Below are 25,975 nucleotides of genomic sequence, written 5' to 3'. Positions count from 1 at the left end.
AAAACAGAAGGTACTGCACATATTAAAACGGCATGCGAATGCATGCCGTTGCGGTACGTGTCAGTTTGATCAGAACTTATAACCAAACTTCACGTTGAAGTGACGAGGCAGTTCAGGTAACACGATTTGGCTACCGAACAGGTCAGGGAAGTTCGCGCGGAAGTAGCGCTCATCCGTTAAGTTTTTAACAGTGAAGTTGATATCCCATTGCTCTGTCTGGTAAGACAGACCTGCGTTTACCAGCGTATAAGCCGGCAACATCACTGAACCCGAGAAACCGGAAGGTGCTTCATCTGCATCAATGATGCTGACACTGCTGGCAAAACCATTCTGGAAGTCATAGGTGGCTGTCAGTGTGTAGATGTTATCCGGGATACCGGCTTTTTTGGCTTTCGGGTTGCTCGTACCTTCACCCACCAGGTTCAGACCGATAACATTACCGCCCAGTACCAGTGAAGGATCTTCCAGACCGGTGAGGTCTTCCAGACCCAGGAAGCCAAACTGGCTGCCATTTTCACGGGCTGTCAGGTTGATAACTTCAACATTGGTGTAACCGGCAGAAACAACCAGGTTTTCATTCACTACCCAGCGCAGTTCTAACTCGACACCTTCGTTGTGAGTTGTCGCATTTGTTACGATAGCCTGGCTGTTGTAGTCAGTACGTTCCTGCTCGTAAACAGACAATGCAAAGTACAGGCTGTCGTCCAGGAATGAACCTTTAATACCGTATTCGAACAGGTCTGATGTATCAAATGCACCACTGCCATCAGCATTGTTAAGCTGACCTACAGTAATTTCAGCACCCTGACCGGCAACCAGTGTTGCCTGCTCAGCCACTGTAACGTACGGGATCAGGCCCCATGGGGTAGTGTAAGAGATACTGGTGTTCCAGGACACGCCATCAACCGTTTCTTCTTCAGTGATTGGCGTAGTGCTGCCAGCTACAATCTGTTCTGCAGGCAGTTTCAAATCTTCGCGGGACGTACTTTCGATATCAATAGTGTCGTAACGCAGACCCAATACGATGTTAAGACCGAAGTCCCAGGTCAGGTCCGTCATTGCTGCAAAACCTAAGTCCAGGTAGTTACCTTCGTCATAGTTGTCGTAGTTCATGCCACTGCGGGTTGCCAGTAAACGGCGGTCCAGTGCAGAAGACGGCATGGTCAGGTCGCGACGGTTGAAATATTCATAAGTGAAATCATCACCGTGCAGGAAGTCGGTATATCGGATTGAAGGCGATACCTGGAACTGTGCGAGCAGTGAGTTGGTTTCATATTCCGTAGAGAATACTACTTTGTCTTCAATTACCCAGCTGTCGTGGAATTGAGAGAAACCGTAGGCATTTTCGTTGATGTTGTCATAGCCGTCGTAGAAAAACTGGTTCTTAATTTCCCAGCTGTCAGCGTAATAGATAACATCGAAATAGAAGGTGTTGGCTTCATTGACCAGCTGGTCGTCAGGCGCTACCAGCGTTTGTGAACCACTTAGTGTGGTAGTACCCACGTTTTCCAGCGCCATCAACTCTGTGGCTTCTGAATCAGTGAAAGAAGCTGCCGGTACATAGAAGAAGCTGTTACCCGCCAGATTCACTGCGCCGTATTCTTCATGGGAGATTGAACCGTCACCGTCTGTATCCAGAGGTTGAGCAGTACCGGTAATATAAGTACCGTTGTCTACCAGCTCCTGAGTCAGGCGGTTCCAACCTGCTACCTGGTTACCATCGTACTTATGGTACATGCCACCGAATTCAACACGCAGATTATCAGTTAAATCAATGTTGAATGAAGCCTGCAGGATAGACTGATCTGTGGCTGAGTTTTCGTAATAACTTCCTGAATTCTCAACTTCACCATATACGTAATAACCCATTTCTTTGCCTGCAATAGAAGCAGGACCGCCAACTTCAGCAGTTACAATGCTTTTATCCCATGTTCCGTGGGTATATGACATCGCGCCGGTAGGTGCATCCAGATACTGACCGGATGATGCACGGGCTGATTTAGGGTTAAAGTTCAGGTAACCACCAATTTTAGACGGGCCGTAGATGGGAGAAGCAGGACCACGAACAATATCTATACGGCTTGATGCGCCGATAGGGGTAGGATAGTTACCCGGGTTATCAAGACGCTTCATGCCACGGAAATAAGCTTCACCCGGGTTACCACGCACATCCAGTGAACCTGCAACACCGAAGAATGACTGGGTGAATGTACCCGGTGCGAAGGCCACAAGTTCATCAATGTCTGACACATTGAAACGCTCCATTTGCTCAGAGCTGATGGTTGAAGCCGAACGCGGTGTCTCTAAAATTGATTTACCGAAACCAAATACGGCTTCAACGTCCTGGCCAGGTAAGCTGCCCAGTGAACCGGTCACTTCAATTTTTTCAACTTCTTCATCGGAAGGAGTATTTGCTTCCTGAGCAAATACCGACGCCGGGGCTAAAACCAGGCCAAATGCAATGGCTTTAGCAAGCGGAGATACCGCAAAAAGAGTGTGTTTCATGTTTTTCCTCTGTTTTAGTAATCAGCCTCTACGGGCGGCTTAAACGTTGCCAGACCAGCAGAAGCACATTAGGTGCCAATAAGTTGTCCGATTGGTCAAGAAGGTTATTTAGTTTAACTTAATGATTTTTATAATTATTTTGTAGTTATTATTATTTTGGCAGAAAATTTATCGTGCAAATTGATTTCAGATGCGTTAATTTGCACCCTCATGGTGCGAAAGGCGCGTATTCTGCACCAGATCGGGATCTAAATTCTTTTGTTCTTTTGGTGAATTGTCAAAAACGTGTTTTTTTGGTAAGGGTTTGCCAGTTTCCGGCAAAATCACATCAAGAAATACCGCAGTGATCCCCGCCATGGTGACCGGTGAGGCAATGATGTTTGCCAGCCAGTCCGGAAAACCATTTGTCATCGCCGGTACCATCATCACACCCATCCCCATTCCCAGCGCCGACGCTGTTATCAAACTGGTCCGTCTGTCCAGGGTTTGCTGCATCAGAATTTTCAGACCGCCCACTGCCACCATTGCGAACATGACCAGTGTGGCGCCGCCAAGCACGGCTTTGGGAATCGCCTGAAGAATACCGCCAATAACGGGAAAGATGCCTGACAGCAGATAGAAAATGCCGATAGCAATGCCGACGCGTCGACTGGCAATACCGGTTAACTGAATCACACCATTATTTTGACCGAAAGTGGTATTGGGAAATGTGTTGAAGCAGGCTGCCAGCACTGAGTTTATGCCATCACCCAATATGCCGCCCTGAATACGTTTGATATAAACCGGGCCTTTAATGGGCTGATTACAAAATACGCTGTTAGCCGTGAGATCGCCGGCGGTTTCCAGAGCACTGAACAGGTAAATCAATGCGACGGGCAGGAACAGGCTGAAGTCGAAAGCAATACCGTATTGAAAAGGAGCCGGAAACGCCAGAACGGGCAGGTCTGACAAATGAGCAAATGACACATTGCCAAAGCTCCACGCACACAAAGTGCCCAGTGCCATGCCGATAAAAATGGCGCTTAACCGCAACCATAAGTTCGATGATGCATTAAGGAAAATGATGATGAACAGCACGGATAAACCCAGACCAACATGGTTGATCTGACCGAAATCAGTGGCACCGAAACCGCCGGCAAGGTCTGTCATACCTACTTTAATCAGCGACAAGCCGATAGATGTAATCACAATGCCGGTGATGACGGGGCTCAGCAGACGTTTAAGACGGTGAATAAAAAAGCTTAAGCCCACCTCTACCAGGGCGCCGGCCATAGAAATGCCGATTAGCATAGCCATTACATCGTTGTCGCTGCCCCCGCGGCTGCGCACTGTTGTGCCGGCCAGTATAAGCGCACTGACAAAAGCAAAACTGGTGCCCTGAACGGCAACCAGCCCGCTGCCGATGCGGCCAATGCGCTTGGTCTGGATCACCGTTCCGAGGCCAGAGACAAACAATGCCATACTGACCAGAAACGGGATGTGTGATTCTAAACCCAGTGCTGCGGCGATAATCAGTGTGGGGGTAATAACCCCTACAAAGCTCGCCAGGACATGCTGAAATGCAGCCGTGGAGGTTTTCAGAAGGTTAGGGCGGTCTTCAAGACCATACAACAATTCAGGGTTTGCTGACACTGTCCTCTCCTTGAGGTGACGTGCATATTTGTGGTTCAAATTTGCAAATGAACTGGCGGGGTGCGGCATAACCGGGCAGAGCTTGCTGACTGATGACTTTTTTCTCAAATGCATCCAGATGCTGGTTTAGACGGCTAAGCAGGGGTGTCTTTTCTTCATCTGTTAAAAAACTGAACTGAACAGAGTTATTCACCAGAACACGCAGTTCCTGCCATGAAAGGTTAAACTGAGACACGGCGACATAGAATTCATCGGTGAGCGTAGAATCCCACATACCACGGTCATCCGTTGATAAGGCAACCGGAATACCGGTGCGGAGATATTCGGCGAAGGGGTGCTCGCTGTACTGGCTGACATATTCAAGTAACAAATTCGAAATCAGATTAATTTCAATCAGGTAAGGACCGTGACGCATCAATAGCAGGGTGTCCGGATCGGTAATGGTATTTAAACCGTGGCCAATTCTGTCAGCGCCCAGTAAGAGTGTATCGCGGACATGGCGGTTAGGCTCATCCACTTCACCGGCATGAATTGACAGCGGGATAGCAGGATACTGTTGGCGCAGTGCCCGGAAGGCAGACAGGAAACGCAGGGGGTAGCCTTTGTCGTTGTCTTCACGGCCGACAAGGTTAATGCCTCTGTAGATATCCCGGTGAGCGTCTACAAATGCGTAAAGCGACTTCAGGGTGTCTTCAGCGTCGGGCAGAAACCGCAGCAGCGCATACTGGAATTTCACTGTCACGCCGGTTTTGACAGCCCGTTCACTGTTAAGGGCTGCCTGCATAATGGCTAAAGCCTCTTCGGCAGAGTAGCCGGTCCCGTCGGATTTGAGCATGCCGTGCACGCCGGCCTGCGTTTCCAGATACTGCACATTTTCTCTGGCATAGGCTTCCATGTTCAGCAGCAATAGTTCACTGATCAGAACAGGATTGCGGGTCAGATCATTTAACCGTTGCCAGTGGGTCTGAAAGAACTCATCACGGCCTTCACCATCTTTATCCAGTCGCAGGCTGTCGAGGAAAGCTTCTTTCTGACTAACGGTTAATGCAGCAAGGGGTGTATAACCTTTCTTTTCGCATTCACTGAGGGATGCAAAAGTTGATGCCTGTATGGTTTTAAACAGCAGGTAAGGGGATGCCGGTGAAAAGGCATTGGCGTCGAAGCCGTCACATAATGTCAGACGGGTTCGGGTGAAGTACTCATAGCCACCGTTACGCTTAGTATCAGTCGCCAGTTCCCACCACCACTCACTAAAAGCAGCGCCGGTAAGATGATGATGTAAATCGCCGCCTTTAGGCATGGCATGAAGAAAGCGGTAAAGTTCTGCGGGCGTAGCGGTTTGTTTAAAATTTCTGAACCAGTTGTTCATGTCCGGAGGGGACGATTGCGCAAAAGACAGGTTTGCCTGCAGAAGAATAATCAGACAAAAAACAATGTGATAAGAACGACGAAACACAGTAGCAAATTCTCGGGTAATTGAGCGTTAATTTGCATGACAGGATTGCAATAAACTGACCAAGTGGTCATGTTGTGGAGCAAGTTTTTATCTCATTGAAAAATATGAGTAAATTTTTTATTTAATAAGTCAATTCAGGTAAAGGGGGAAATGTACAGAAAACGGGTGCACTTGTTTGGTGAATTTGCTCTTCTTTGGGGAGTTTACTCTACTCAGGACATGTAGAGGCGTTGCAGGGCGGAAATAAAACAGGCCCTGCGACTAATAACCCGTAGATCAGAATGTCACATGATCCGGCAGGGTGACAAAAATAGAATGGCGTACTTCGTTGTACATAGCGCGGCTGCAATGGCCTTCACCTTCTGTATCTTCCAGCAGCAGTACATCGCCTGCACCGAATACATGACGCTCACCGTTGGAGACTTTAAATTCTGCGCGACCTTTAATGATAAACAGCAGTTGCCGCGCAGGGGCAGGGTGCCATTTAAAATCGTAATCGGCGGGGGTTTCCCTGAAAATCACAGTACCGGCGTCAAAACGTTCAGATAAAAGGCCAATGGGGCCGCCGTCTGACAATGGTATTTCCACTTCTCCAAAGTGACTTTTCCCTTCTTCATCATTATAGATACGTTTAATAATCATCGTCACTCCAACGTGGTTTACGGTCAAAAAATCTTAGTTTGCTAAATGCTTAATGGTTGCATGTAACGCTGCAAGCGCCACTGCCACATCCTCTGTTAAAATGGACTCCCCGGGATGATGGCTTATCCCTTTGTCGCAGCGTAAAAACATCATGGCAACAGGACACATAAGGGCCATTGCCATGGCATCGTGTCCGGCACCGGATGGCAGAGAAAAGGGTGGGATCCCGCATTCACCGATGGCCGTTTTTAAAATGGACTGCAGCCGGTGATCGCACTGCACGGCGCCGGCACTATGGGTTTGCTCGACATGCAGAGTCAGTTTTCTGCGGGCAGCAATCTGATTAAATTGCTGCATGATTTGTTCCAGCACAGCATCACGGTGGCTGTCGTCTTCACTGCGGATATCCAGTGAAAAACGGGTATTCCCTGATATCACGTTTACGCCATTCGGGCGGTTTTCAATTTTTCCTACCGTCGCGACGACGCCGTGAGTCCTGGCCTGATTTTCAACGGCCAGAATCATTTCACTGGTTGCTGCCAGCGCGTCCAGCCGCATGTTCATAGGCACGGTACCGGCATGTCCCGCCATACCGGCAACATCAATGTTGAATCTGCGGGCACCGGATATAGCGGTTACCACACCTACCGGCAGATTGGCACTTTCCAGCACCGGCCCCTGTTCAATGTGCAGCTCCAGATAACCCAGCGGACGGCTGGCGGTAATGTCTGCCTGCTTCACATTGTCGAAATCCAGTCCGAAAGACCGGAGAGCATCCGGCAGGCTCAGGCCATTTTCGTCTTTAAGTTTCGACCAGGAGTCCGGCCATTGTCCTGTGAGTGCCCGGCTACCCAGTAACGTAGAGCCGAAACGGGAGCCTTCCTCATCGCCGAAACCGACTATGTCGAGGTGAAACGGCAGCGGGAATTGTGTGCCCTGAAGCATTTGCACAATGGCAACAGGCGCTATGACTCCCAGCATGCCATCGTATTTGCCGCCATTAGGAACGGTATCCAGATGACTGCCGATAATAAACCGGGGCGCATCGGGGACTGAACTTTCCAGTCGTCCCCACAAATTGCCGGCGGCATCCTGCCAGGTGATCATACCGGCTTCACTCATCCAGGTGGCAACAAGCCGGTTTGCCTGCTGGTGTCCGGCTGTCAGATAGCGTCTGTCCAGGTAGTCAGGTGACTGACTGATTTGCCCGAGTTCGTCCAGTCTGGCCATCACAAGTTGTGCAAGACTCTGATATTCAGACATGTTGCTGACCTGCATAAACGTCCATGGCTGCGTCTACCGCGGCGCCCGGCTGCAGGGCAAATCCGGCACGGCGAAGTACGGTTTCTAAAGACTGAAGAGTGTGATAGACCGCATCTTCACGGGCGTTATAGCCCATTGTGCCGATACGCCATATTTTACCTTTCAGAGGGCCGAAACTGGTGCCAATCTCGATGTTAAAGGTGTTAAGCAAAGTATGCCTTATCCCTTCGCCATCCACGTTGTCAGGAATGGTCACGCCGACGACATTGGTCATTTTGTTTTTCAAATCACCAAAAGGCTTCAGAGACATTGCCATTACGCCGGCCAGCATGGCGTTACCCGCCAGTTGATGGCGTTTAAGCACCTGATCCTGTCCTTCTTCCAGCAAATTCACGGCACATTCGCGGGAACAGAAGAGCATTGATGCTGCTTCAGTATGGTGATTCAGGCGTTCTTCCCCCCAATAATCCATGATCATAGGCAGGTCGAAATAGTTAGAACGGATCCTGGAGCCGCTGGCCGCCTGGTGATGACTGTCCCGTATTCCGGCTTCAACGTGGTGACGCTTGCGCACGCAGGCTACGTATTTTTCACTCAGAGTCACAGGTGCACTGCCACTCGGGCCGCCTAAACATTTTTGCAGTCCCACTGATACCGCATCTAAGCCCCAGGCGTCAGTCTCGAAAGGGTTGCCGCCAATCGATGCTGTGGCGTCACTGTAGAACAGTACATCGTATTTCCGGCAAATTTCACCCAAATGCTCAAGTGGTTGCAACATCGTTGTGGATGTATCGCCTTGCACTATTGCCAGTACTTTCGGGCGGACTTCACGAATCGCTGCTTCAATTTGTTCAGGTTCAAACACCGTGCCCCACGGCGTTTCGATAGTATGAACTTCCGCGCCGGCCCGCTCTGCAATTTCAGCCAGTAAGTGGCCGAAGCGGCCAAATACCGGCACCAGCACCTTATCACCGGGTTCGATACAGGACACCAGCACAGCCTCAATACCGGCCCGTGATGTACCGTCAACTAACAGCGTTTGTTTATTTCGGGTATTAAACACCTGCCGGTACAAGGCCATCACTTCGTTCATGTAGCCTGTCATCACAGGGTCATACTGACCCACCAGTTGGGTAGACATGGCCTGCAATACACGCGGATAGCAGTTTATCGGGCCGGGGCCCATGAGTAAGCGGGGAGGGAGGGACAACGGTTTCATAGGAATTCCTGGATAAGCGTCTGCGCGAGCATGCGCACGCCGGTGATGATAAGAACAAGGGCAAAGACTTTTTTAAGCATTGCAGGATTGAGTTTGTTCGCGATGCTTGCGCCAACAGGTGCAAACAGCACTGTAAGGGGAACAATACAGGCGAAGCCAGGAAGGTTAACCAGCCCGAAAGTGGCAAACGGTGCGTCAGCAGGGCGTTCACCCACAATCAACATAGTTAACGCTGCGGGGAGAGAAATGATCAGTCCCACTGCTGCGGCTGTTCCTACCGCACGGTGGGCGGGATAGTTACAAAAGGTCAGAGTGGGAACAGTTAACGTGCCGCCCCCGATGCCAACCATGCTGCTGAAAAAGCCGATACAGGTAGCCATAATACTTTGACCGCCCTTGCCGGGCAGCGATTGTGCGATGGCATTTTTCTTACCAATCAGCATGTTCAGTGCCGACAGGGTAGCGATGATACCGAACATCATGGCAAGCCATTTTCCGTCGGTTTTTGTCACCAGATAGCTGCCGGCCAGCACACCAAGCAATATGAAAATTGCCCAGTGTTTAAGTAACTCAAAGTCGACATTGCCTTTCCTGTTATGGGCCATAATTGAACTGACCGATGTAGGAACAATGGTGGCCAGTGATGTGGCCGTTGCCACAATCATGGCAGTATCAGCGCTTATTCCCAGGGCCTGATAAAGAAAAAACAACACCGGTACGATGACAATGCCGCCTCCGACACCCAGTAACCCGGCCAGTAGTCCGGCGAAAACACCGGTGCCCATCATGGCCAAAATAATGGTTGAATTTTCACTGATAAATTCCATTTTTATATTTCTCCCTGACCGGCTGATACTGTTGAAACAGATGACGCCGTAGCAAAGGCTTTACCGTCACTGCGGGGATCGGTGGCTGCTTGTGTACTGCCGTCAGGATGTCTGACAACTGCGCCGGCATGGCCCATCAGTTCGTTACAGGCTTCAACAACAACCATGTCATGTCCCCTGGACCGTAATGCTTCGCCCACATAGTCGTTGACGTCACGTTCAACTTTCAGATTATGGCTCACATCACCCCAGGTCCGGCCCAGCAGCCAGCGACCCAGTGCAATGGATTTATCCAGCGGTTGATTGTGATAAACGTGACGGGCAAACAGCGCTGCCTGGGTTTGCGGTTGCCCTTCGCCTCCCATGGTGCCGTAACTGATGCGCCGGCCATCGTTGAGCTCTGCGTAGGCAGGGTTCAGCGTATGGAAAGGGGTCAGTCCCGGTTGCAGATACTGGTGACTGGAGGTATCCAGAGAAAATGATGTCCCGCGGTTATTCCACACTATTCCTGTAGACGGACTGACTACACCGCTGCCGAATTCCCAGTAAAGAGACTGAATATAACTCACCATCCGGCCCTCGCTGTCACATGCGCCCATCCAGATGGTGTCACCGGGAATAGCCGGATGTGGCCAGGCCTGTGCACTTTCCAGTTGAATATGCTGTTGCATATCTTGCAGCGATTCCGGCGAAAGCAAAGTCTGCAAATCAACGCTGAGACGGCTTGGATCGGTGACATAGCGGTTTCGTTTGATGAAAGCTTGTTTGGTGCATTCAATCAGTAAATGCACCATGTCGGCATCATCAGAGCCTTGCTGCCACACCCTGTCGTACAACGCGAGAATGAGTAACGAAGCAATACCCTGTGTAGGCGCGGGAAGATTGTATAAAGTCCCTTTAGAAGTGGTGACACTCAGGGGCTCAACCAGTTTCGCTTCATAGTTGTGAAAGTCTTCAAGGGTGACAGGAGACCCTGCAGCCCTCAAATCGGCAGCCAGTTTTGCTGCGGTTTCACCCCGGTAGAAATCGTCGAGACCGGCTTCAGCCAGATGCTTTAAGGTTTCGGCCAGTTTCGGCAATTTAACTATCTTGCCTTTCTTCAGGGCCTTCCCCTTAATCAGAAACTGGTCGAAAGCCGGATCGCCGGCGAGTGTGTCAAAAGTTTTGAAACTGGCATCACTCAGACTTTGAGTAACTTCAATGCCCCAGATTGCCTGATTGACAGCTGTGTCTAACAGGGTGCCCAGTGGTAAAGGTGTTTGCCATTGTGCGCTGATTTCAAGCGCTTTCTGCCAGCCTGATACAGCGCCTGCCATAGTCAGTGCCGCTTTACCTCCCCGTTCAGGGATGGCGTTCAGCCCTTTATAATACGCCGGCGTTGCATTCTTTGCCGCAATGCCTGCTGCATCAATGCCTACCGGCGCTTTGCCGGGTTCGCTGATCAACCAGAAACCATCACCGCCTAAGCCGTTCATATGGGGGTATTCAACGGCAACAGAGGCGGCAGCCGCTACCATGGCTTCAATCGCTGTGCCTCCTTTTTCAAGGATGGCATTCCCCACCTGCGCTGCAGCATAGTGAGGGGCAGTGAATCCGCTCATTGTATTTTTAGTCATTATTGTTGTTTTCCTGATAATAGGGTACGGGCAATTTTCAGCAGTTGCCTGTCACTTCCCCGCGGGCCCAGAAGAGAAAGGCCACAGGGAGCATTGTGTAAACTGAACAGAGGCAGGTGTAACTGGGGACATCCGCTTAAACCTGCCAGGGATGTCAGTGAGAGTAGCTGGTTTCTGTATCCGGCTAATGATTCCGCCGGTGTAGATATTAGCGGACTGATGCCGGGGGTTGTCGGCATCACCAGAATGCAGTTTGAAACCACCTCTGAAAACCAGGCATTGAACGCCTCTCTGCGCTGTTTCGCTTCAGTAACTTCATGGCTGGTTAACGCAGCACAACTATTCAGACGCAATTGAATGTCCGATGCGATGTCCGGCCGGTTATAACTCAGCCAGTGTCCGTGTTGTTGCCAGATTTCATGGCCCTGGATGACTCTGAATGTTTCACCGGTCTGCCAGACTTCTGTGGTCAGTTCGCACGGCGGCATAAACAATTCAGCATGCAGTGAAGCTTGTGTTTCATGCCACTGCAGAATGGCTTCTTTATGCCCGCAACCGTCCGTCAGGTTGGTTACCAGACTTAGTGGTAGTGTCTCAGTATCCAGGAGGTGGGGGAGCAACACCGCAACGGTGTTTTCAAGGGTTGTCAGATCTCTGGTCATCACTCCTGCGGTGTCAAAGGATGGCGCCAGCGCCACCATGTGGTCAGTGCTGATTTCACCGTGTGTAGGACGTAATCCAAATAAACCCTGATAGCTGGCCGGAACGCGAATGGAGCCGCCGGTGTCAGTACCGAGCCCGATATCTGCAAGATTCAGGCTGACTGCTGTGGCTGAACCGGAACTGGAACCACCGGGCAGCCGGTCCGGAGCCGCCGGGTTCTCCGGTGTACCATAATGCTTATTTTGTCCGTTCAGACTGTAAGCCAGCTCGTCTGTAAGCGTTTTGCCCACAAACCTGGCACCATGCTGAATTAAGTCAGTTACCACCGGCGACGTTGCTAAAGGAAGAGGGTGGCTGCTCAGCCAGTCCGGATTGCCTGCAGATGTGGGAAGCCCAGCCATATGGAAAAGATCCTTAACGGCAAGTCGATAGCTGGCAAGAGGCACAGCGGTATTATTTTGTATGCACAGTGGTGCACCTGACTTTTGCGGTAAAGTCATAAACGGGTTTGTTGTGGTATGCATGACTGGAACGGTCGGATTGCGTTGTTCTATGAAACAATCGTTTCACCGATCTGTCAATAGAAACGAATGCTTTTTTCCACATGTTTTCAAATTGATGGCGAGTATTTTTGTTATGAATTTGTAAAATTATGCTGCACTGCAGTATGTTTGACACTTATGTTCACACTGGTGTGGCATAGGAATTACAAATGATCCGTCCGTTTATACGGTTTCATTCAGGAGTGAAGTACATGGCATTAAAAAAAGGCTTTAAGTCGTTACTGGAAGACGCCTCAGCGCGCATCGGAACCATAAGCCCTGAGCAGGCAAATGAAACAGTGTACAAAGCGGACGTTGTACTGGTGGATACTCGTGACGTCAGAGAACTTGAGCGGGAAGGGCAGATCCCGGGAGCCATTCACGCTCCCCGCGGTATGCTGGAGTTTTGGGTCGACCCGGACAGTCCATATTACAAACCGGTATTTGGTGGTGGTAAGCGTTTTGTTTTGTATTGTCAGTCGGGATGGCGTTCCACGTTGGCAACAGCAACTCTGATGGATATGGGGTTTGAAGATGTCGTCCACATTGAAGGCGGCTTCGATGCATGGAAAGTGGCCGGTTTACCGGTGGAACCTTATACCCGTTAAAGGGGAGCCGGATACAGCAGACTGAAAACTGTTGTATCCGAATTGCGTTACTTCAGGCTTCGATGAAGTGCTGGCTAAGAAATGCTTTTTCTTCTTTGGTCGATTTGCGCTTCAGCGCTTTATTGCGTTGTGGATAGCGGCCAAATTTCAGCAATAAATCCCGGTGTTCCTGCTCGTACTCAAATTCCAGCTCCAGCCCGTCTATATTGAACAGTTCCATGGCCATGTCATGAATAGCCAGTGATTCGGAATGCATAAAGGGCATGAATAAAAAGGTCTTTTGAGCTACGGTGAGTGCTTTATCCGCTTCTACTCTCAACGCTTCCTGGGACAGGGCCAGCGCCATACTGTCGCATGCGAAGGCGCGGGCATCGTTACGGTAGATATTACGTGAGAACTGATCCAGCACAATAATTTCGGCCAGTCTGCCTGACGGTGTTGCACGCCAGGGCCATAATTCACTGTTTGCTGCTGCGTTGTGAACTTTCCCGAACCGGGACCGGATTAAATTATCTAATCCTTCATCTGCACGGAACCACTGTTCTGATTCCAGTTCGTCGAACCAGAAAGCGAGAACGCTGGAAGCTTCTTCCAAAGGGATAATTGATGTTTGCATGTTACTCCTGTTTATCACGTCCGTTGTGCGCAGGTAATTGCTTGTCGTCCATACACTGTTCAAATGCGGCAGGCACTGCCTTATCAGACCAGTACTTTTTATACTGTCACAAAGGTTAAAAAATAATCAATTTAAAAAGACAATTTTTTACGCATTTAGTCGCATTTTAGTTCGACTACTGAAAACGCATTAAGGTTCAAGCTCGTCGAGGTCATCATACATATTGGCAATGCGGGTTGCGCGTTTCACAGCCTTATCACCCAGCCTTTCAAATACTCTGTTAGCGAGAAAAGAGATCAGGCTCATAGGTGCTGCATAGCTGTCGAAGGCATGTTGCTGGCCTGGATGGCAAACCAGCAGATGAGACACTTTCTGGTTATACACCTGGCCCGTGGGGTCGGTGATCAGAACGGTGGTATGGGCATTCAGCGCATCTACAATCCGGGAGAATATACGGGTGCGTCTGCGGAAGCCCAACAAGATCACCACTTCATTTTCCGGAATATCAATAAGATCTTCACCCAGCGACTGACCGGGTTGAGGCAAAAGTCTTACCGTGCTACGTACCTGTTTCAGTTGCTGTCTGAAATGCAAGGCCAGCGGATAAGCGTTCCTGTAACCTATCAGTGTAATTCGTTCAGAATCTGCCAGCAATGACACTACCTGATCCACGGTATCCGGTTTCAGTCCGTCGAAAGTCATGGCTAAATTGCGGATTTCCTGTTGATAATGATCCGGCTGATTTTCGTCCAGCGGTAATGGCAGGCCTTTTTCACGCATCGACAGCATGGCGTCTTTCACGTCCTGGTGAGACTCAAACCCTAACTGACGGAAAAAACGGCTGACGGTAGCTTTAGATGTGCCGCTGAGTCTGGCGATTTCAGCAGTACTTTTACTCACCAGTGCGATGGGATGTTGCTGAACGTAGGCGGCAATCTGCCTGGCTGAAGGCGACAGAGAAGGGTATTGCTGCTCAATAAGGCCTAATAAATCTTTTGGCGATGCCATTTAACCCGCTCTTTTCTAATCATTACCGGGACAAAGGTAATGCAAAATTGCTTCAGAGCCAACCTTTTAGCAAATCAATCCTTTTCCGGAAAGGGAGCAGCCTTGAATGATATTGTAATGCCGCCAAGCCTCTTTCGTTTCTGCTGTCTTTTTTTCATACCAATTATTGATAAATAAACGCTGATTTTTTCACCATAACGGGACGAATAGCATTATAATGTCATGGTACTGTCATATTAATTTGTTAGGGGCTTTTCAGATGCGTTTGTGGGCGGAAATGATTGCGCTGTTCTTTATGTTACCGCTGGCAATTGCCTATTGGGTTAATCAGGTCGCCGGATACCTTATGCCTTTGTTGGGGCTCACCGGTGTTGCCTGCCTTGCTGTACTGCTCGCGGATAAACAGTTCAAGCGTTTCAGATTATGGCACTGGCAGGATTTTTTCATCCACCTTCGTACTACATTAAAATTGTTCATTCCCTGGGCCTGCCTGCTGGGCGCACTGGTTTATCTGATAAAGCCGGAACTGTTTCTGCAATGGCCACTAAACGAACCTGAATTATGGATGCTGACATTACTGATCTATCCCATTGTCTCGGTGATCCCTCAGGAAATAATCTTCCGCACGTATTTTTTTCATCGTTATAAGACCATTTTGCCGTCAAAAATGATGCGTTGGGGGATCAGTACCTTCGTTTTCGGACTGGTGCATCTTGTTTATGGTAACTGGATTGCCATGATACTTTCGTGGTTCGGTGGTGCGCTGTTTGGTTACCGGTATATGCAGACGCGTTCTACACCGGTTGTCGTCGTTGAACATGCGATTTGGGGCAGCTTTATTTTCACTATTGGTCTGGGATCTTACCTGGTGATTTCTCCTCCCTGATGACGTGTTAAAGAAGTCGCACTGTCAACGGGATAAGCTGTTAAGATAGCCGGAAATTATTGTCTGGCAGTCTGTAATTTTGCTGCCGGCATCGTCAGATTATCCGGAATACCCATGGCACTGAAAGCGACTATCTTCAAAGCAGAACTATCCATAACGGATATGGACCGCAATTATTATAACAACCACAACCTGACCATTGCCCGTCATCCCTCTGAAAACGATGAACGTATGATGTTGCGTATTATCGCATTTATCGCCAATGCCCATGAGCGGCTGCAATTTACCAAAGGCTTGTCTGATGATGATGAACCTGATTTGTGGCAAAAAAGCCTGAGTGATGAAATTGAACTGTGGATTGAACTGGGCCAGCCCTCAGAACAACGGATTAAAAAAGGCTGTAATCAGAGCCGGCAAATGCTTATTTACGCCTGCGCCGATAACAGTTTCGAAGTGTGGTGGAAAAAAGAGCAAAACAAACTGCAGAGCCGGAAAAATTTATCTGTTTTCACCTTGCCTGAATCAGTGGTGACCCGGCTGGCAAACGCAGTTCAGCGCTCAATGCAAATTCAGGTTACTGTTCAGGATGGCCAGATGTGGCTTAACATTGAAGGTGGCGGTATAACAGAAAGTGTTGAAGTATCAACAGAACAGCGGATGTAAAGCCAGGGCAGAACTTTCTGTCCGCCCCGTCTCTGCGATTAGTTTTTCGAGCTTCAGACTTGACTGGGTAGACAGACCGGATATGTTAGACGATACGCTTCGCCGTTTTATGGGCCTTGTCATGAGGAAGTGCATTGCAAATATTCAGGTCAATTTTCCTTACCATGTTACTCGTGCCCTTTGCTGTAATGCCGGCAGAGGAAACTGCAGACAACGACGTAACGGCTTGCGGCTTCAGCCCGCAGGCCATTGCTCTGGCAAAACTCATACAGCAGGATCCGTTACAGCAGCGCGCTTACATTCAATGTCATCCGCTGCTTGCCCAGGCCGCCGATGATAAAGCACGGGTCATGGCTGAGGTTGGCATGGTCATGCACAATGTGGGAGGCAGTCCTAACAGCCGTTTACGGGAAATCGGTTTTCCGCTGCCACGCTATTATAGCGGTGTTATGGGTAATCAGGTGGAAGCTATTGCCGGGGGCTATACAACACCGGATTCAGTTTGGCGTGCTTTTAAAGGCTCAAAGTCTCACCGGCAACACCTGCTCGGTGAGCTTGATTTTTATCGGGAACAGCAGTTTATCGGCGTAGGATTTTATTCCGACCGTCATGCGCCTCACGTGGAATACTGGGTTGTTTACGTTACGAAGGCTGCGGACAATCTGCCGGTGCCGGACTTTGAATTTATACCCGACAAAGGCATTTTTGTTGTACAGCAGGTTAAGCCTGAAATTAACTTATCTTCGCCACAGTGACTGATGGACACTTATTCCCTGTAACATTACCCGGCCTGTGGCGATAAATTACAACGTCCCAGGAAGTGCTGCCACAATCCGATATGTTCTGCCATTACCTCACGGTATTGCCGGAACTCCAGTTCACGCTCAATTAAATAGTCTTTGAATGCCTCAGACAAATAAGGGGATGTCTGAAGCGCATTCAGTGCCGGCTGCAGTTTATACATGTACTGATTCAACTGGCTGCCGGCAGGTTGTATGCGTTCAATGAAGAACAGATAAAAAACATTTCTGAGTATTTCTGCTTCTTCAGAGGCTTTACCGTTATCACAGTTAATGTCTGCAAGATGAGCAGGGAGCAAGCGGTTAAGAGCAGATAAATGTGCCGAGAAGACTTTTTGAGATTTCCAGACTTTAGCCGGAATGCGGGATGATTCGAGAATCTTAAGTTGCCCGTTAATTTGTTCTGATGTGACGCTGCCGGCATCAGGCAGGGTTGTTAACCAGGCCAGAGCATTAATACCGCTTTCGGCATCGCGGTTACTATCAGCGGTTATCAATTCCTTGCTCTGAGAGAACGCCTGGCGGGTTTCGGTACTGGTTTGGATCAGGTTCGCCCACACTTTCTGCAGTTGTGTGGCTTTCATTGCCCGAAGTTCATCCAGCCGGTTGGCAAGTGACGGGTTTTCATCAGTTTGTTTTAGTTTTCTGACACAATTTTCCAGCGCCGTTACCAGTGCGGATTCATATACCCAGCTCGCAGCGGCATCCTGTTGTTTTCCAAGCGTGGTGTTCCGTTCTGCTACCAGCGTCCCTAATTCACAGGACTGAATAGAATAAAAATCGGGTAAGGTTATTTCAGCCTCTTCAAGGGGATTAAACAACGTTTGCCGGGAAGGATAGGGTAGCGTTGTGTCAGATCTCACATCAGGGAAGCTGCTATCGAGCACCCGTGCCAGGCGGGAGGCGTATTCTTCAAGGTCCGTCGTCAGCGGGGGCGTCAGTCCGCAGCCATTCAAAATCAGGATGACGATAACAGACAGCAGTATTTTCAGGAATGTCAGGAGTATCTTTGGCATTACTCAACAGGTTGCCGGATAGCGGAAATTTGCTCTTTGCACGATTGTATATAGTGTCCGCCAAAAAGTAATGCATGATTGAGCAAATGATAGAGATTATAGATGTGCTTTCTGTTCCGGTAACCTTTATCCAGTGGCCATGTCTGGTTATATCCGGCGTAAAATTCCTGTGGAAACGCGCCGAAAAGCTCTGTCATGGCAATGTCTGCTTCACGGTCACCATAGTAAACCGCCGGATCGTAAATGACCGGGCCGAACTTACAAAAACCGGCATTGCCACTCCATAAATCGCCGTGCAGTAATGACGCACGTGGCTGATGTTCTTTTAACAGCGTATGGATTTGCGTCACCAGTACATCAATATTGGTGAGGCGAATCCCGTGACGGGCACAATCTTCCATCATCAGGCCAATCCGGGTTTCGGCAAAAAAGCGAGACCAGTTTTTGTTTAGCGTATTGTGTTGCCGGGTCTGACCAATGTAATTGTCTTCGTGCCAGCCAAACTGTTGGGTGAGGGCTGTACGGTGGAGCGTTGCCAGCCGCTCGCCGAACACAGACCATTCGCCTTTGCTGGGCTGGCGCAACTTGAGATGTTGCAGCACCAGATATTCAAAATGCTGGTCATCTTCGTCGATTTGTCCGTGACACACTGCGGCGGGTACATACAGCGCGCCGGACCGGGATAAAGCCTTCAGTCCGTCCATTTCGTAACGCAGCTTATGGCCATTCAACAGCGGGTTGATTTTTACAAAGTACCGGTGGGTTTCATCATTGATAACAAAGGCAGAGTGGGTATCACCGCCGCTGATCGTTGCACGTTTTGTGTAACTGAAAAATGTCTGTGTTGCATCGCTTATATGTTCGCAGATGAAATGCCACATAGGAATAAACGTCATTGACCGCCAGGTGAACCATGGAGAAATTATGGCAAACATTACTGTGAATGCCAGCAACGAAAACTGCTGTATTCACAATTAAAGTAATGTGTCATTGCGCACAGCATTTAAGCCGTTATAATTCGGTCTCTTTTGTCAGATGCAGGTAGGCATCTGAATACTTTTTCATTGCGTTATTTTAACGCTGTACACCACAAATTAATGCAAGTGGCGCAGAGTAGGCGTCACCACTGTAAAGGATATAACATGCCTGTAATTACACTTCCTGACGGAAGCCAGCGCGCTTTCGATTCTGCTGTTTCGGTAATGGATGTTGCTGCTGACATCGGCCCCGGTCTCGCCAAGGCGACCATTGCCGGCCGTGTTAACGGTGACCGTGTAGACGCCTGCGACCTGATTGAGTCTGACGCAGCGCTGCAAATCATCACCGCAAAAGACGAAGATGGTCTTGAAATCATCCGTCACAGCTGCGCGCACTTAACCGGCCACGCTATTAAACAGTTATGGCCTGATGCAAAGATGGCAATCGGTCCGACTATCGACAACGGCTTTTACTACGATGTGGATATGGAACACAGCCTGACGCAGGAAGATTTGCAGAAGCTTGAAAAGCGTATGCTGGAGCTGGCTAAAACTAACTACGACGTAGTGAAGAAAAACGTAAGCTGGCAGGAAGCGCGGGATACTTTTGAAGCCCGCGGCGAAACCTATAAAATGGAAATTCTCGACGAGAACATTCCAAAGGATTCTTTCCCGGGTTTGTATCACCACGAAGAATACATCGATATGTGTCGTGGACCTCACGTACCGAACATGAAGTTCTGTCAACATTTCAAACTGATGAAAGTGGCGGGTGCCTACTGGCGCGGTAACAGCGACAACAAAATGTTGCAGCGTATTTACGGTACAGCCTGGGCAGACAAGAAACAGCTGAAAGCCTATCTGCAACGTCTGGAAGAAGCAGAGAAGCGTGATCACCGTAAAATCGGTAAAACCCTGGATCTGTTCCACTGGCAGGAAGAAGCGCCGGGCATGGTGTTCTGGCACAACGACGGCTGGTCTATTTACACTGAGCTTGAGCAGTTCGTGCGTAAAATGCTGCGAAGCTATTCCTACGACGAAGTAAAAGGTCCGCTGATGATGGACCGCGTATTGTGGGAAAAATCGGGTCACTGGGACAAGTACGCCGAAAACATGTTCACCACAGAATCAGAAAAGCGTGAATATGCCATTAAGCCAATGAACTGCCCGGGTCACGTACAAATATTTAATCAGGGCCTGAAATCCTACCGCGACCTGCCGCTGCGTATGGCTGAGTTCGGTTGTTGTCACCGGAATGAACCTTCTGGTGCACTGCATGGTCTGATGCGTGTTCGTGGTTTCACCCAGGACGATGCGCATATCTTCTGTACTGAAGAACAAATTCTCAGTGAAGTGGGCCTGTGTATCGACATGATTTACGACGCATACAAAGCGTTCGGCTTCGAAAAAATTGAAGTTAAGCTGTCTACCCGCCCTGAAAAGCGTGTTGGTAGTGACGAAATCTGGGACAAAGCAGAAAAAGCTCTGGCGGAAGCGCTGGACAGCAAAGGCATTGAATTTAGCTGGTTGCCGGGTGAAGGTGCCTTCTACGGCCCTAAAATTGAATTTACTCTGTATGATTGTCTGGACCGTGCATGGCAGTGCGGTACTGTGCAGCTCGACTTCTCTATGCCTGGCCGCTTAGGTTCAACCTATGTTGCGGAAGACGGCGAGCGTCGTGTTCCGGTGATGATCCACCGTGCGGTTTTAGGTTCACTTGAACGTTTCATTGGTATTCTTACTGAAGAATTCGCCGGATTCTTCCCGCTCTGGTTAGCACCTCAGCAGCTGGTAGTGATGAATATTACGGACAATCAGGCAGAATATGTGCAAAAAACTGTACAAAAACTGCAAAATGCGGGATTTAGAGTAAAGTCTGACTTGAGAAATGAGAAGATAGGCTTTAAAATCCGCGAGCACACTTTAAAGCGCGTTCCTTATATGTTGGTTTGTGGTGACAAAGAAGTCGAAGCGGGTCACATTGCCGTTCGTTCACGTAAAGGTGAAGATTTAGGCTCAATGTCAGTTGACGCTTTCATCGAACTGGCACAAAAGGAAATCGCGGATAAAACCATTAAGTAATGGTGAGTGTATCAAATTCAGTTCGCTCGCATGAGAAACGAGCGGGCATTAGTTTTTAATTTTTGGAGGATTAGCACATTAAAGGCGCTAATAATAAGGCTCAGGGCGATAAAGCCCGCATTAATGATGAAATCCGTGCTCGCGAAGTACGATTAATCGGTAAAGATGGCGAACAGATCGGAGTCGTGACGCTCGCGGAAGCGATGCAGAACGCCGAACAGGCAACTCTTGATCTTGTGGAAATCAGTCCAAATGCTGAGCCGCCAGTCTGTAAAGTTATGGACTATGGCAAATTCCTCTTTGAGAAAAGTAAAGCTCAGAAAGAGCAGAAGAAAAAACAGAAGCAAATTCAGGTCAAGGAGATTAAATTTCGCCCTGGCACTGATGAAGGCGATTACCAGGTAAAACTGCGCAACCTGCGTCGCTTTCTGGAAAGTGGGGATAAGGCTAAAGTCACGATTCGCTTCCGCGGACGTGAAATGGCCCACCAGGAGATCGGCATTGAGCAACTGAATCGCGTTAAAACCGATTTAGAAGACATTGCAGTCTGCGAGTCTTTTCCACGTCGCGTGGAAGGCCGTCAGATGATCATGGTGCTTGCCCCAATCAAGAGGTAGTAGTGGTCTAAAGTTTTCAAAGAATCTGCACCTTTGAAACACCCTGCTGCAAACATTAGTCGACAAACAGTGACTGCACACTGAGCGTCGTTATTAAACAATGCGGAGTTTTAGCAATGCCTAAAATGAAAACTGTAAGCGGTGCCGCCAAACGTTTCAAGAAAACGGGTTCTGGCCGCTTTAAAAGCAAACAGTCTCACTTACGTCACATTCTGACTAAGAAGAGCTCTAAGCGTAAACGTCACCTGCGTGGCAAAAAACTGGTTCATGACTCTGATACTAAATTAGTTCAGCGCATGCTGCCTTACGTATAAGACTTAGGAGACTGATTAATGGCTAGAGTAAAACGCGGCACTATCGCACGTGCTCGTCACAAAAAAGTCCTCAAGCAGGCAAAAGGTTACTACGGTGCACGTTCACGTGTTTATCGCGTAGCAGTACAGGCTGTAACTAAAGCTGGTCAATATGCATATCGTGACCGTCGTCAGCGTAAGCGTCAATTCCGTCAACTGTGGATTGCACGTATCAACGCTGCGGCTCGTCAAAATGGTATCTCTTACAGCCGTTTCATCAATGGTCTGAAGAAAGCGTCTGTTGAAATCGATCGTAAGATCCTTGCCGACATCGCGGTACATGACAAGGTAGCATTCAGCGCATTAGTCGAAGCGGCTAAAGGCGCATTAGCTTAATTTTTTAACAAATTAAGTTTAAGTTCTTTCGGGAAACGGCGAGCAGGATGCTCGCCGTTTTTCGTTTCAGCGCAAAAATTTTTCCATTCTTCCGCCACCTCTGGCAATAAACGCTCAAATCGCAAATTAATCCTGTAAATGTTGGAATATTCAGCCTCTTAGGGTAGCCGTATTCTTTGTCTGTCGTGTAAACTACGGGTTTAGAATTTTTGGTTGAGCAGCAACGCTGTTTTTCCACCACTACCATGCCAAATTGAGGATAACATGGAGCTTGAAGCGATCATCAGTCAGGCACAAAGCCAGATTGACGCTGCCGAAGATGCAGCCACGCTCGATAATGTGCGCGTCGAGTTTATGGGTAAGAAAGGCAAGCTGACTGACCTGTTAAAAGGGTTGGGCAAACTGTCTAACGAAGAACGTCCTGCAGCCGGACAAAAAATTAATCAGGCCAAACAGCAAATTCAGCAGGCTATCAGTGTTAAGGGCGAAGCGTTACGTGCCGCTGAACTGAATGCAAAGCTGTCTGAAGAAGCTGTGGACGTGTCAGCGCCCGGTCGTCAGGAAGTGCCGGGGAACATACACCCTGTCAGCCGCACGATTGAGCGAATCGAAGGTTTTTTTGGTCAGCTAGGGTTCGCTGTTAAAACCGGACCGGAAGTGGAAGACAGCTTTCACAACTTTGATGCACTGAATATTCCTGCCAATCACCCTGCACGGGCTGATCACGATACTTTTTATTTTAATCCTGATGTGATGCTGCGTACCCAGACTTCCGGTGTGCAAATTCGTACCATGGAAACGGAAAAGCCACCACTGCGTATTATTTCGCCGGGCCGTGTTTACCGTAATGATTACGACCAGACACACACTCCGATGTTTCATCAGGTGGAGGGTCTCATGGTTGACCGCAATGTCAGCTTTGCTGAATTGAAAGGTATTCTTCATGACTTCCTGGAACACTTCTTCGAAGAGTCACTGGAAGTGCGTTTCCGTCCTTCTTATTTCCCGTTTACAGAGCCTTCTGCTGAAGTGGATGTGCGTCGTAAAGGTGGTAAATGGCTGGAAGTACTGGGCTGCGGTATGGTGCACCCGAATGTACTGAAAGCAGTACACATTGATCCTGAAGAATTCACCGGCTTTGCTTTTGGTATGGGCGTTGAACGTCTGACCATGCTGCGCTATGGCGTTAACGACCTGCGCGCATTTTTCGAAAACGATCTTCGTTTCCTGAAGCAGTTCAATTAAGGCAAAGCAATCATGAAATTTAGTGAACAGTGGTTAAGAGAGTGGGTTAACCCACAGGTTTCTACCGGTGCCTTATCTGAGCAGCTCAGCATGGCTGGTCTGGAAGTGGATGGCGTCGAGCCCGTTGCAGCGGAATTTTCCGGTGTGGTAGTGGGTAAAGTAGTTGAGTGTGGTCAGCATCCGAATGCAGACAAACTCAGAGTGACAAAAATTAATGTCGGTGAAGAGGAATTACTGGACATCGTATGCGGTGCGCCTAACTGTCGCGAAGGATTGAAAGTTGCAGTAGCGAAAGTCGGAGCAGTACTTCCCGGTGATTTCAAAATTAAGAAAGCCAAACTTCGTGGCGAGCCTTCTCACGGTATGCTTTGCAGCTTTTCTGAGCTTGGCATGGGAGAGGATCATAGCGGCATCATTGAGCTTCCTGCAGACGCAGAGCTTGGCATGGACATTCGCGATTATCTGAATCTCGATGACAATATCATTGAAGTCGATTTAACACCTAACCGTGCGGACTGTCTGGGTATTCGTGGCCTGGCCCGTGAAGTCGGTGTACTGAACAGTGCCGATGTCACTGAGCCGGCTATCGAAGACGTGGAAGCGTCTATTGATGACAAACTGTCGATTACCCTAAGCGCACCTGAAGCGTGTCCACGTTATCTGGGCCGTGTTATCTGCAATGTTGACGTAAAAGCAGCGTCACCACTGTGGCTGAAAGAAAAGCTGCGTCGTTGCGGAATCCGTTCAATTGATCCTATCGTAGACGTCACTAACTTCGTTCTGCTTGAGCTGGGGCAGCCGTTACATGCATTTAACCTGGATGCCATCGACGGCAATATCAACGTTCGTCTTGCGCATGCCGGAGAGCAACTGACTCTGCTTGATGAGAACACCGTTGAGCTGAAAGACAACACCCTGGTCATCGCAGATGACAGCAAAGCACTGGCCATGGCTGGAATTTTCGGTGGTCTGCACTCGGGTGTAAATGAAGAAACAAAACATATTCTGCTGGAAAGTGCCTTCTTCAGCCGTAATGCCATTGCCGGTCGTGCCCGTCAATACGGTTTACATACCGATGCATCTCATCGCTATGAGCGTGGTGTGGATCCGTTGCTGCAACGTAAAGCGATGGAAAGAGCCACGGCACTTATTCTGGATATTTGTGGCGGTCAACCGGGTCCGGTTGTAGAAGCCGTAAATGAGGCATCACTGCCAGTGTCATCTGATGTGGTATTACGCCGTGCACGTTTAAACCGTGTGCTGGGTATTGATATTGCTGACGATAAAGTGACCGATATTCTTACCCGTCTGGGCCTGGATGTCACGGTAACGGAATCAGGCTGGGAAGCGACAGCGCCAAGCTACCGTTTTGACATTGCCATTGAAGAAGATCTGATTGAAGAAGTGGCCCGTGTTTACGGTTATAACAATATTCCTGACCAGGCACCGAAAGGCAGCCTGAAGCTGCTGGACAGCAGCGAGTCAGCGATTCCGGTTTCCCGTTTTAAATCTGAACTTACTGCACGGGGTTACGTCGAAGCCATTACGTATTCGTTTGTTGACCCTAAAGTACAAAGCGGCTTATTCCCGTCTCAGGAAGGTATGGTATTACCACATCCTATCTCGGCGGATATGTCTGTTATGCGTTTAAGCCTGTGGCCGGGATTACTGGGCGCTACGGCTTACAACCAGAAACGTCAGCAAGCGCGGGTCAGATTGTTCGAAACTGGTTTACGTTTTATTCCTGACAGCGATGCGCCGCAGGGTGTGCGCCAGGAGCAGGTGATTGCCGGTGTGATTGCCGGTCGCCGTTATGACGAAAGCTGGTTGAGCGACGACAGTGCGGTAGATTTCTTTGATGCCAAAGGGGACGTGGAAGCGTTGCTGGCACTCAAAGCCGGCGGGCAGTCAGTCACCTTTGTAAAAGGCGAACACAGCGCATTGCATCCGGGTATGACTGCAGAAGTGCTTTTAAATGGCAAATCAATCGGTTATGTTGGTGCAATTCACCCACAGTTTACTAAACTGTTAGGTGTAAATGGTCGCGTTTTCGTCTTTGAGCTTGATCTTAAAGCAATTTCTGAGCGTATCCTGCCACAGGCAAAAGCAATTTCCAGGTTCCCGGCGAACCGTCGTGATATTGCAATTACGGTCAAAGATGAAATTACCGTTGGAGCGATTCTTTCTTTCGTAGAAAAAATTGGCGTAAATCAACTAGTTGGCCTAAACTTGTTCGATGTGTATAAAGGGAAGGGTGTCGAGCCCGGCTATAAGAGCCTCGCACTGTCTCTTGTACTACAGGATCCTGATAAAACTTTGGAAGAAGCTGAAATACAACAAGCAGTGGACACCGTAGTTAAAGGGCTGGAATCAGAGTTTGGGGCAGCGTTAAGAGAGTAGATT

The 25,975-nt window shown here is 49.0% G+C and carries 24 protein-coding genes; 10 read left to right on the top strand and 14 right to left on the bottom strand.

Annotated elements, in window-relative coordinates:
* Positions 1 to 69: 69 nt before the first annotated feature.
* From J3369_RS12175 to J3369_RS12135, 9 genes are all read right to left on the bottom strand, one after another.
* A complete protein-coding gene (locus J3369_RS12175; RefSeq protein WP_349587176.1) occupies positions 70 to 2,505 on the bottom strand; it encodes a TonB-dependent siderophore receptor in 2,436 nt (811 codons plus the stop codon).
* A gap of 195 nt (positions 2,506 to 2,700) precedes the next feature.
* Positions 2,701 to 4,137 carry a uracil-xanthine permease family protein gene (locus J3369_RS12170; protein WP_349587173.1) on the bottom strand — a complete coding sequence of 479 codons (1,437 nt, stop codon included), beginning with the start codon at positions 4,135 to 4,137 and terminating at the stop codon, positions 2,701 to 2,703.
* Positions 4,121 to 5,593 carry an adenosine deaminase family protein gene (locus tag J3369_RS12165; RefSeq protein ID WP_349587171.1) on the bottom strand — a complete coding sequence of 491 codons (1,473 nt, stop codon included), beginning with the start codon at positions 5,591 to 5,593 and terminating at the stop codon, positions 4,121 to 4,123. Before J3369_RS12165 ends, J3369_RS12170 begins: the two co-directional genes overlap by 17 nt.
* A gap of 276 nt (positions 5,594 to 5,869) precedes the next feature.
* A complete protein-coding gene (locus J3369_RS12160) occupies positions 5,870 to 6,235 on the bottom strand; it encodes an AraC family ligand binding domain-containing protein (RefSeq protein WP_119501609.1) in 366 nt (121 codons plus the stop codon).
* Between the two features lie 33 nt (positions 6,236 to 6,268).
* Positions 6,269 to 7,498 (bottom strand): allantoate amidohydrolase, encoded by a 1,230-nt coding sequence (locus J3369_RS12155; RefSeq protein WP_349587168.1) that lies wholly within the window; start codon positions 7,496 to 7,498, stop codon positions 6,269 to 6,271.
* On the bottom strand, positions 7,491 to 8,717 hold the full coding sequence (locus J3369_RS12150; RefSeq protein ID WP_349587165.1) for a pyridoxal-phosphate-dependent aminotransferase family protein: 1,227 nt from the start codon (positions 8,715 to 8,717) through the stop codon (positions 7,491 to 7,493). The genes J3369_RS12155 and J3369_RS12150 overlap by 8 nt, the downstream gene beginning before the upstream one ends.
* Positions 8,714 to 9,544, bottom strand: a complete 831-nt coding sequence (locus J3369_RS12145) for a sulfite exporter TauE/SafE family protein (protein WP_349587162.1) — start codon at positions 9,542 to 9,544, stop codon at positions 8,714 to 8,716. Before J3369_RS12145 ends, J3369_RS12150 begins: the two co-directional genes overlap by 4 nt.
* A gap of 2 nt (positions 9,545 to 9,546) precedes the next feature.
* Positions 9,547 to 11,160 carry a gamma-glutamyltransferase family protein gene (locus tag J3369_RS12140; RefSeq protein WP_349587160.1) on the bottom strand — a complete coding sequence of 538 codons (1,614 nt, stop codon included), beginning with the start codon at positions 11,158 to 11,160 and terminating at the stop codon, positions 9,547 to 9,549.
* Positions 11,160 to 12,224, bottom strand: coding sequence for an amidase (locus J3369_RS12135; RefSeq protein ID WP_502877439.1), 1,065 nt, complete (start codon positions 12,222 to 12,224; stop codon positions 11,160 to 11,162). Before J3369_RS12135 ends, J3369_RS12140 begins: the two co-directional genes overlap by 1 nt.
* A 353-nt stretch (positions 12,225 to 12,577) precedes the next feature.
* Between J3369_RS12135 and J3369_RS12130 the strand changes: the two genes are divergently transcribed.
* Positions 12,578 to 12,973: a rhodanese-like domain-containing protein gene (locus J3369_RS12130; RefSeq protein ID WP_349587157.1), complete on the top strand. Its 396-nt coding sequence runs from the start codon at positions 12,578 to 12,580 to the stop codon at positions 12,971 to 12,973.
* Positions 12,974 to 13,025: 52 nt separating this feature from the next.
* Here J3369_RS12130 and J3369_RS12125 read toward each other — a convergent pair whose 3' ends face one another.
* A complete protein-coding gene (locus J3369_RS12125) occupies positions 13,026 to 13,589 on the bottom strand; it encodes a DUF924 family protein (protein ID WP_349587155.1) in 564 nt (187 codons plus the stop codon).
* Positions 13,590 to 13,778: 189 nt separating this feature from the next.
* Entirely contained in the window at positions 13,779 to 14,597 is an 819-nt protein-coding gene (locus J3369_RS12120) for a MurR/RpiR family transcriptional regulator (protein ID WP_349587152.1), read from the bottom strand.
* A gap of 259 nt (positions 14,598 to 14,856) precedes the next feature.
* Here J3369_RS12120 and J3369_RS12115 point away from each other — a divergent pair, with 259 nt between their 5' ends.
* The 3 genes from J3369_RS12115 (at position 14,857) to J3369_RS12105 (ending at position 16,901) form a co-directional block, all read left to right on the top strand.
* Positions 14,857 to 15,483, top strand: a complete 627-nt coding sequence (locus J3369_RS12115) for a CPBP family intramembrane glutamic endopeptidase (protein WP_303574011.1) — start codon at positions 14,857 to 14,859, stop codon at positions 15,481 to 15,483.
* 114 nt (positions 15,484 to 15,597) lie between these two features.
* Positions 15,598 to 16,146 (top strand): YaeQ family protein, encoded by a 549-nt coding sequence (locus J3369_RS12110; protein WP_303574010.1) that lies wholly within the window; start codon positions 15,598 to 15,600, stop codon positions 16,144 to 16,146.
* 134 nt (positions 16,147 to 16,280) lie between these two features.
* Positions 16,281 to 16,901, top strand: a complete 621-nt coding sequence (locus J3369_RS12105) for a CAP domain-containing protein (RefSeq protein WP_349587149.1) — start codon at positions 16,281 to 16,283, stop codon at positions 16,899 to 16,901.
* Positions 16,902 to 16,927: 26 nt separating this feature from the next.
* Here J3369_RS12105 and J3369_RS12100 read toward each other — a convergent pair whose 3' ends face one another.
* Positions 16,928 to 17,962, bottom strand: coding sequence for a DUF3080 family protein (locus J3369_RS12100; protein WP_349587147.1), 1,035 nt, complete (start codon positions 17,960 to 17,962; stop codon positions 16,928 to 16,930).
* Complete coding sequence (locus J3369_RS12095; RefSeq protein WP_349587144.1) at positions 17,962 to 18,897, bottom strand: fructosamine kinase family protein; 936 nt, start codon at positions 18,895 to 18,897, stop codon at positions 17,962 to 17,964. The genes J3369_RS12100 and J3369_RS12095 overlap by 1 nt, the downstream gene beginning before the upstream one ends.
* Before the next feature lie 207 nt (positions 18,898 to 19,104).
* On the opposite strand from J3369_RS12095, the gene thrS reads away from it, so the two are divergent.
* From thrS to rplT, 4 genes are all read left to right on the top strand, one after another.
* On the top strand, positions 19,105 to 21,021 hold the full coding sequence (gene thrS / locus J3369_RS12090) for a threonine--tRNA ligase (RefSeq protein ID WP_349587141.1): 1,917 nt from the start codon (positions 19,105 to 19,107) through the stop codon (positions 21,019 to 21,021).
* Between the two features lie 77 nt (positions 21,022 to 21,098).
* Entirely contained in the window at positions 21,099 to 21,638 is a 540-nt protein-coding gene (infC, locus tag J3369_RS12085) for a translation initiation factor IF-3 (RefSeq protein WP_083272839.1), read from the top strand.
* A 116-nt stretch (positions 21,639 to 21,754) separates the two neighbouring features.
* The gene (rpmI, locus tag J3369_RS12080; protein WP_012518091.1) at positions 21,755 to 21,952 is read left to right on the top strand and encodes a 50S ribosomal protein L35; all 198 of its coding nucleotides are present in this window, start codon (positions 21,755 to 21,757) and stop codon (positions 21,950 to 21,952) included.
* Positions 21,953 to 21,970: 18 nt separating this feature from the next.
* On the top strand, positions 21,971 to 22,327 hold the full coding sequence (rplT, locus tag J3369_RS12075; RefSeq protein WP_070123306.1) for a 50S ribosomal protein L20: 357 nt from the start codon (positions 21,971 to 21,973) through the stop codon (positions 22,325 to 22,327).
* On the opposite strand, the gene J3369_RS12070 is transcribed toward rplT, so the two are convergent.
* The gene (locus tag J3369_RS12070) at positions 22,324 to 22,452 is read right to left on the bottom strand and encodes a hypothetical protein (RefSeq protein WP_303574005.1); all 129 of its coding nucleotides are present in this window, start codon (positions 22,450 to 22,452) and stop codon (positions 22,324 to 22,326) included. The genes rplT and J3369_RS12070 overlap by 4 nt on opposite strands.
* A gap of 139 nt (positions 22,453 to 22,591) precedes the next feature.
* Between J3369_RS12070 and pheS the strand changes: the two genes are divergently transcribed.
* Together pheS and pheT are read left to right on the top strand one after the other, a co-directional pair.
* Positions 22,592 to 23,572: a phenylalanine--tRNA ligase subunit alpha gene (gene pheS, locus J3369_RS12065; protein WP_119501595.1), complete on the top strand. Its 981-nt coding sequence runs from the start codon at positions 22,592 to 22,594 to the stop codon at positions 23,570 to 23,572.
* A gap of 12 nt (positions 23,573 to 23,584) precedes the next feature.
* Positions 23,585 to 25,972 carry a phenylalanine--tRNA ligase subunit beta gene (pheT, locus tag J3369_RS12060; RefSeq protein ID WP_349587134.1) on the top strand — a complete coding sequence of 796 codons (2,388 nt, stop codon included), beginning with the start codon at positions 23,585 to 23,587 and terminating at the stop codon, positions 25,970 to 25,972.
* Positions 25,973 to 25,975: the final 3 nt, after the last annotated feature.

It is taken from the genome of Alteromonas sp. NFXS44 (assembly GCF_040148705.1).
Taxonomy (GTDB): Bacteria; Pseudomonadota; Gammaproteobacteria; order Enterobacterales; family Alteromonadaceae; genus Alteromonas.
This window is presented reverse-complemented; position numbering and strand designations above follow the sequence as displayed.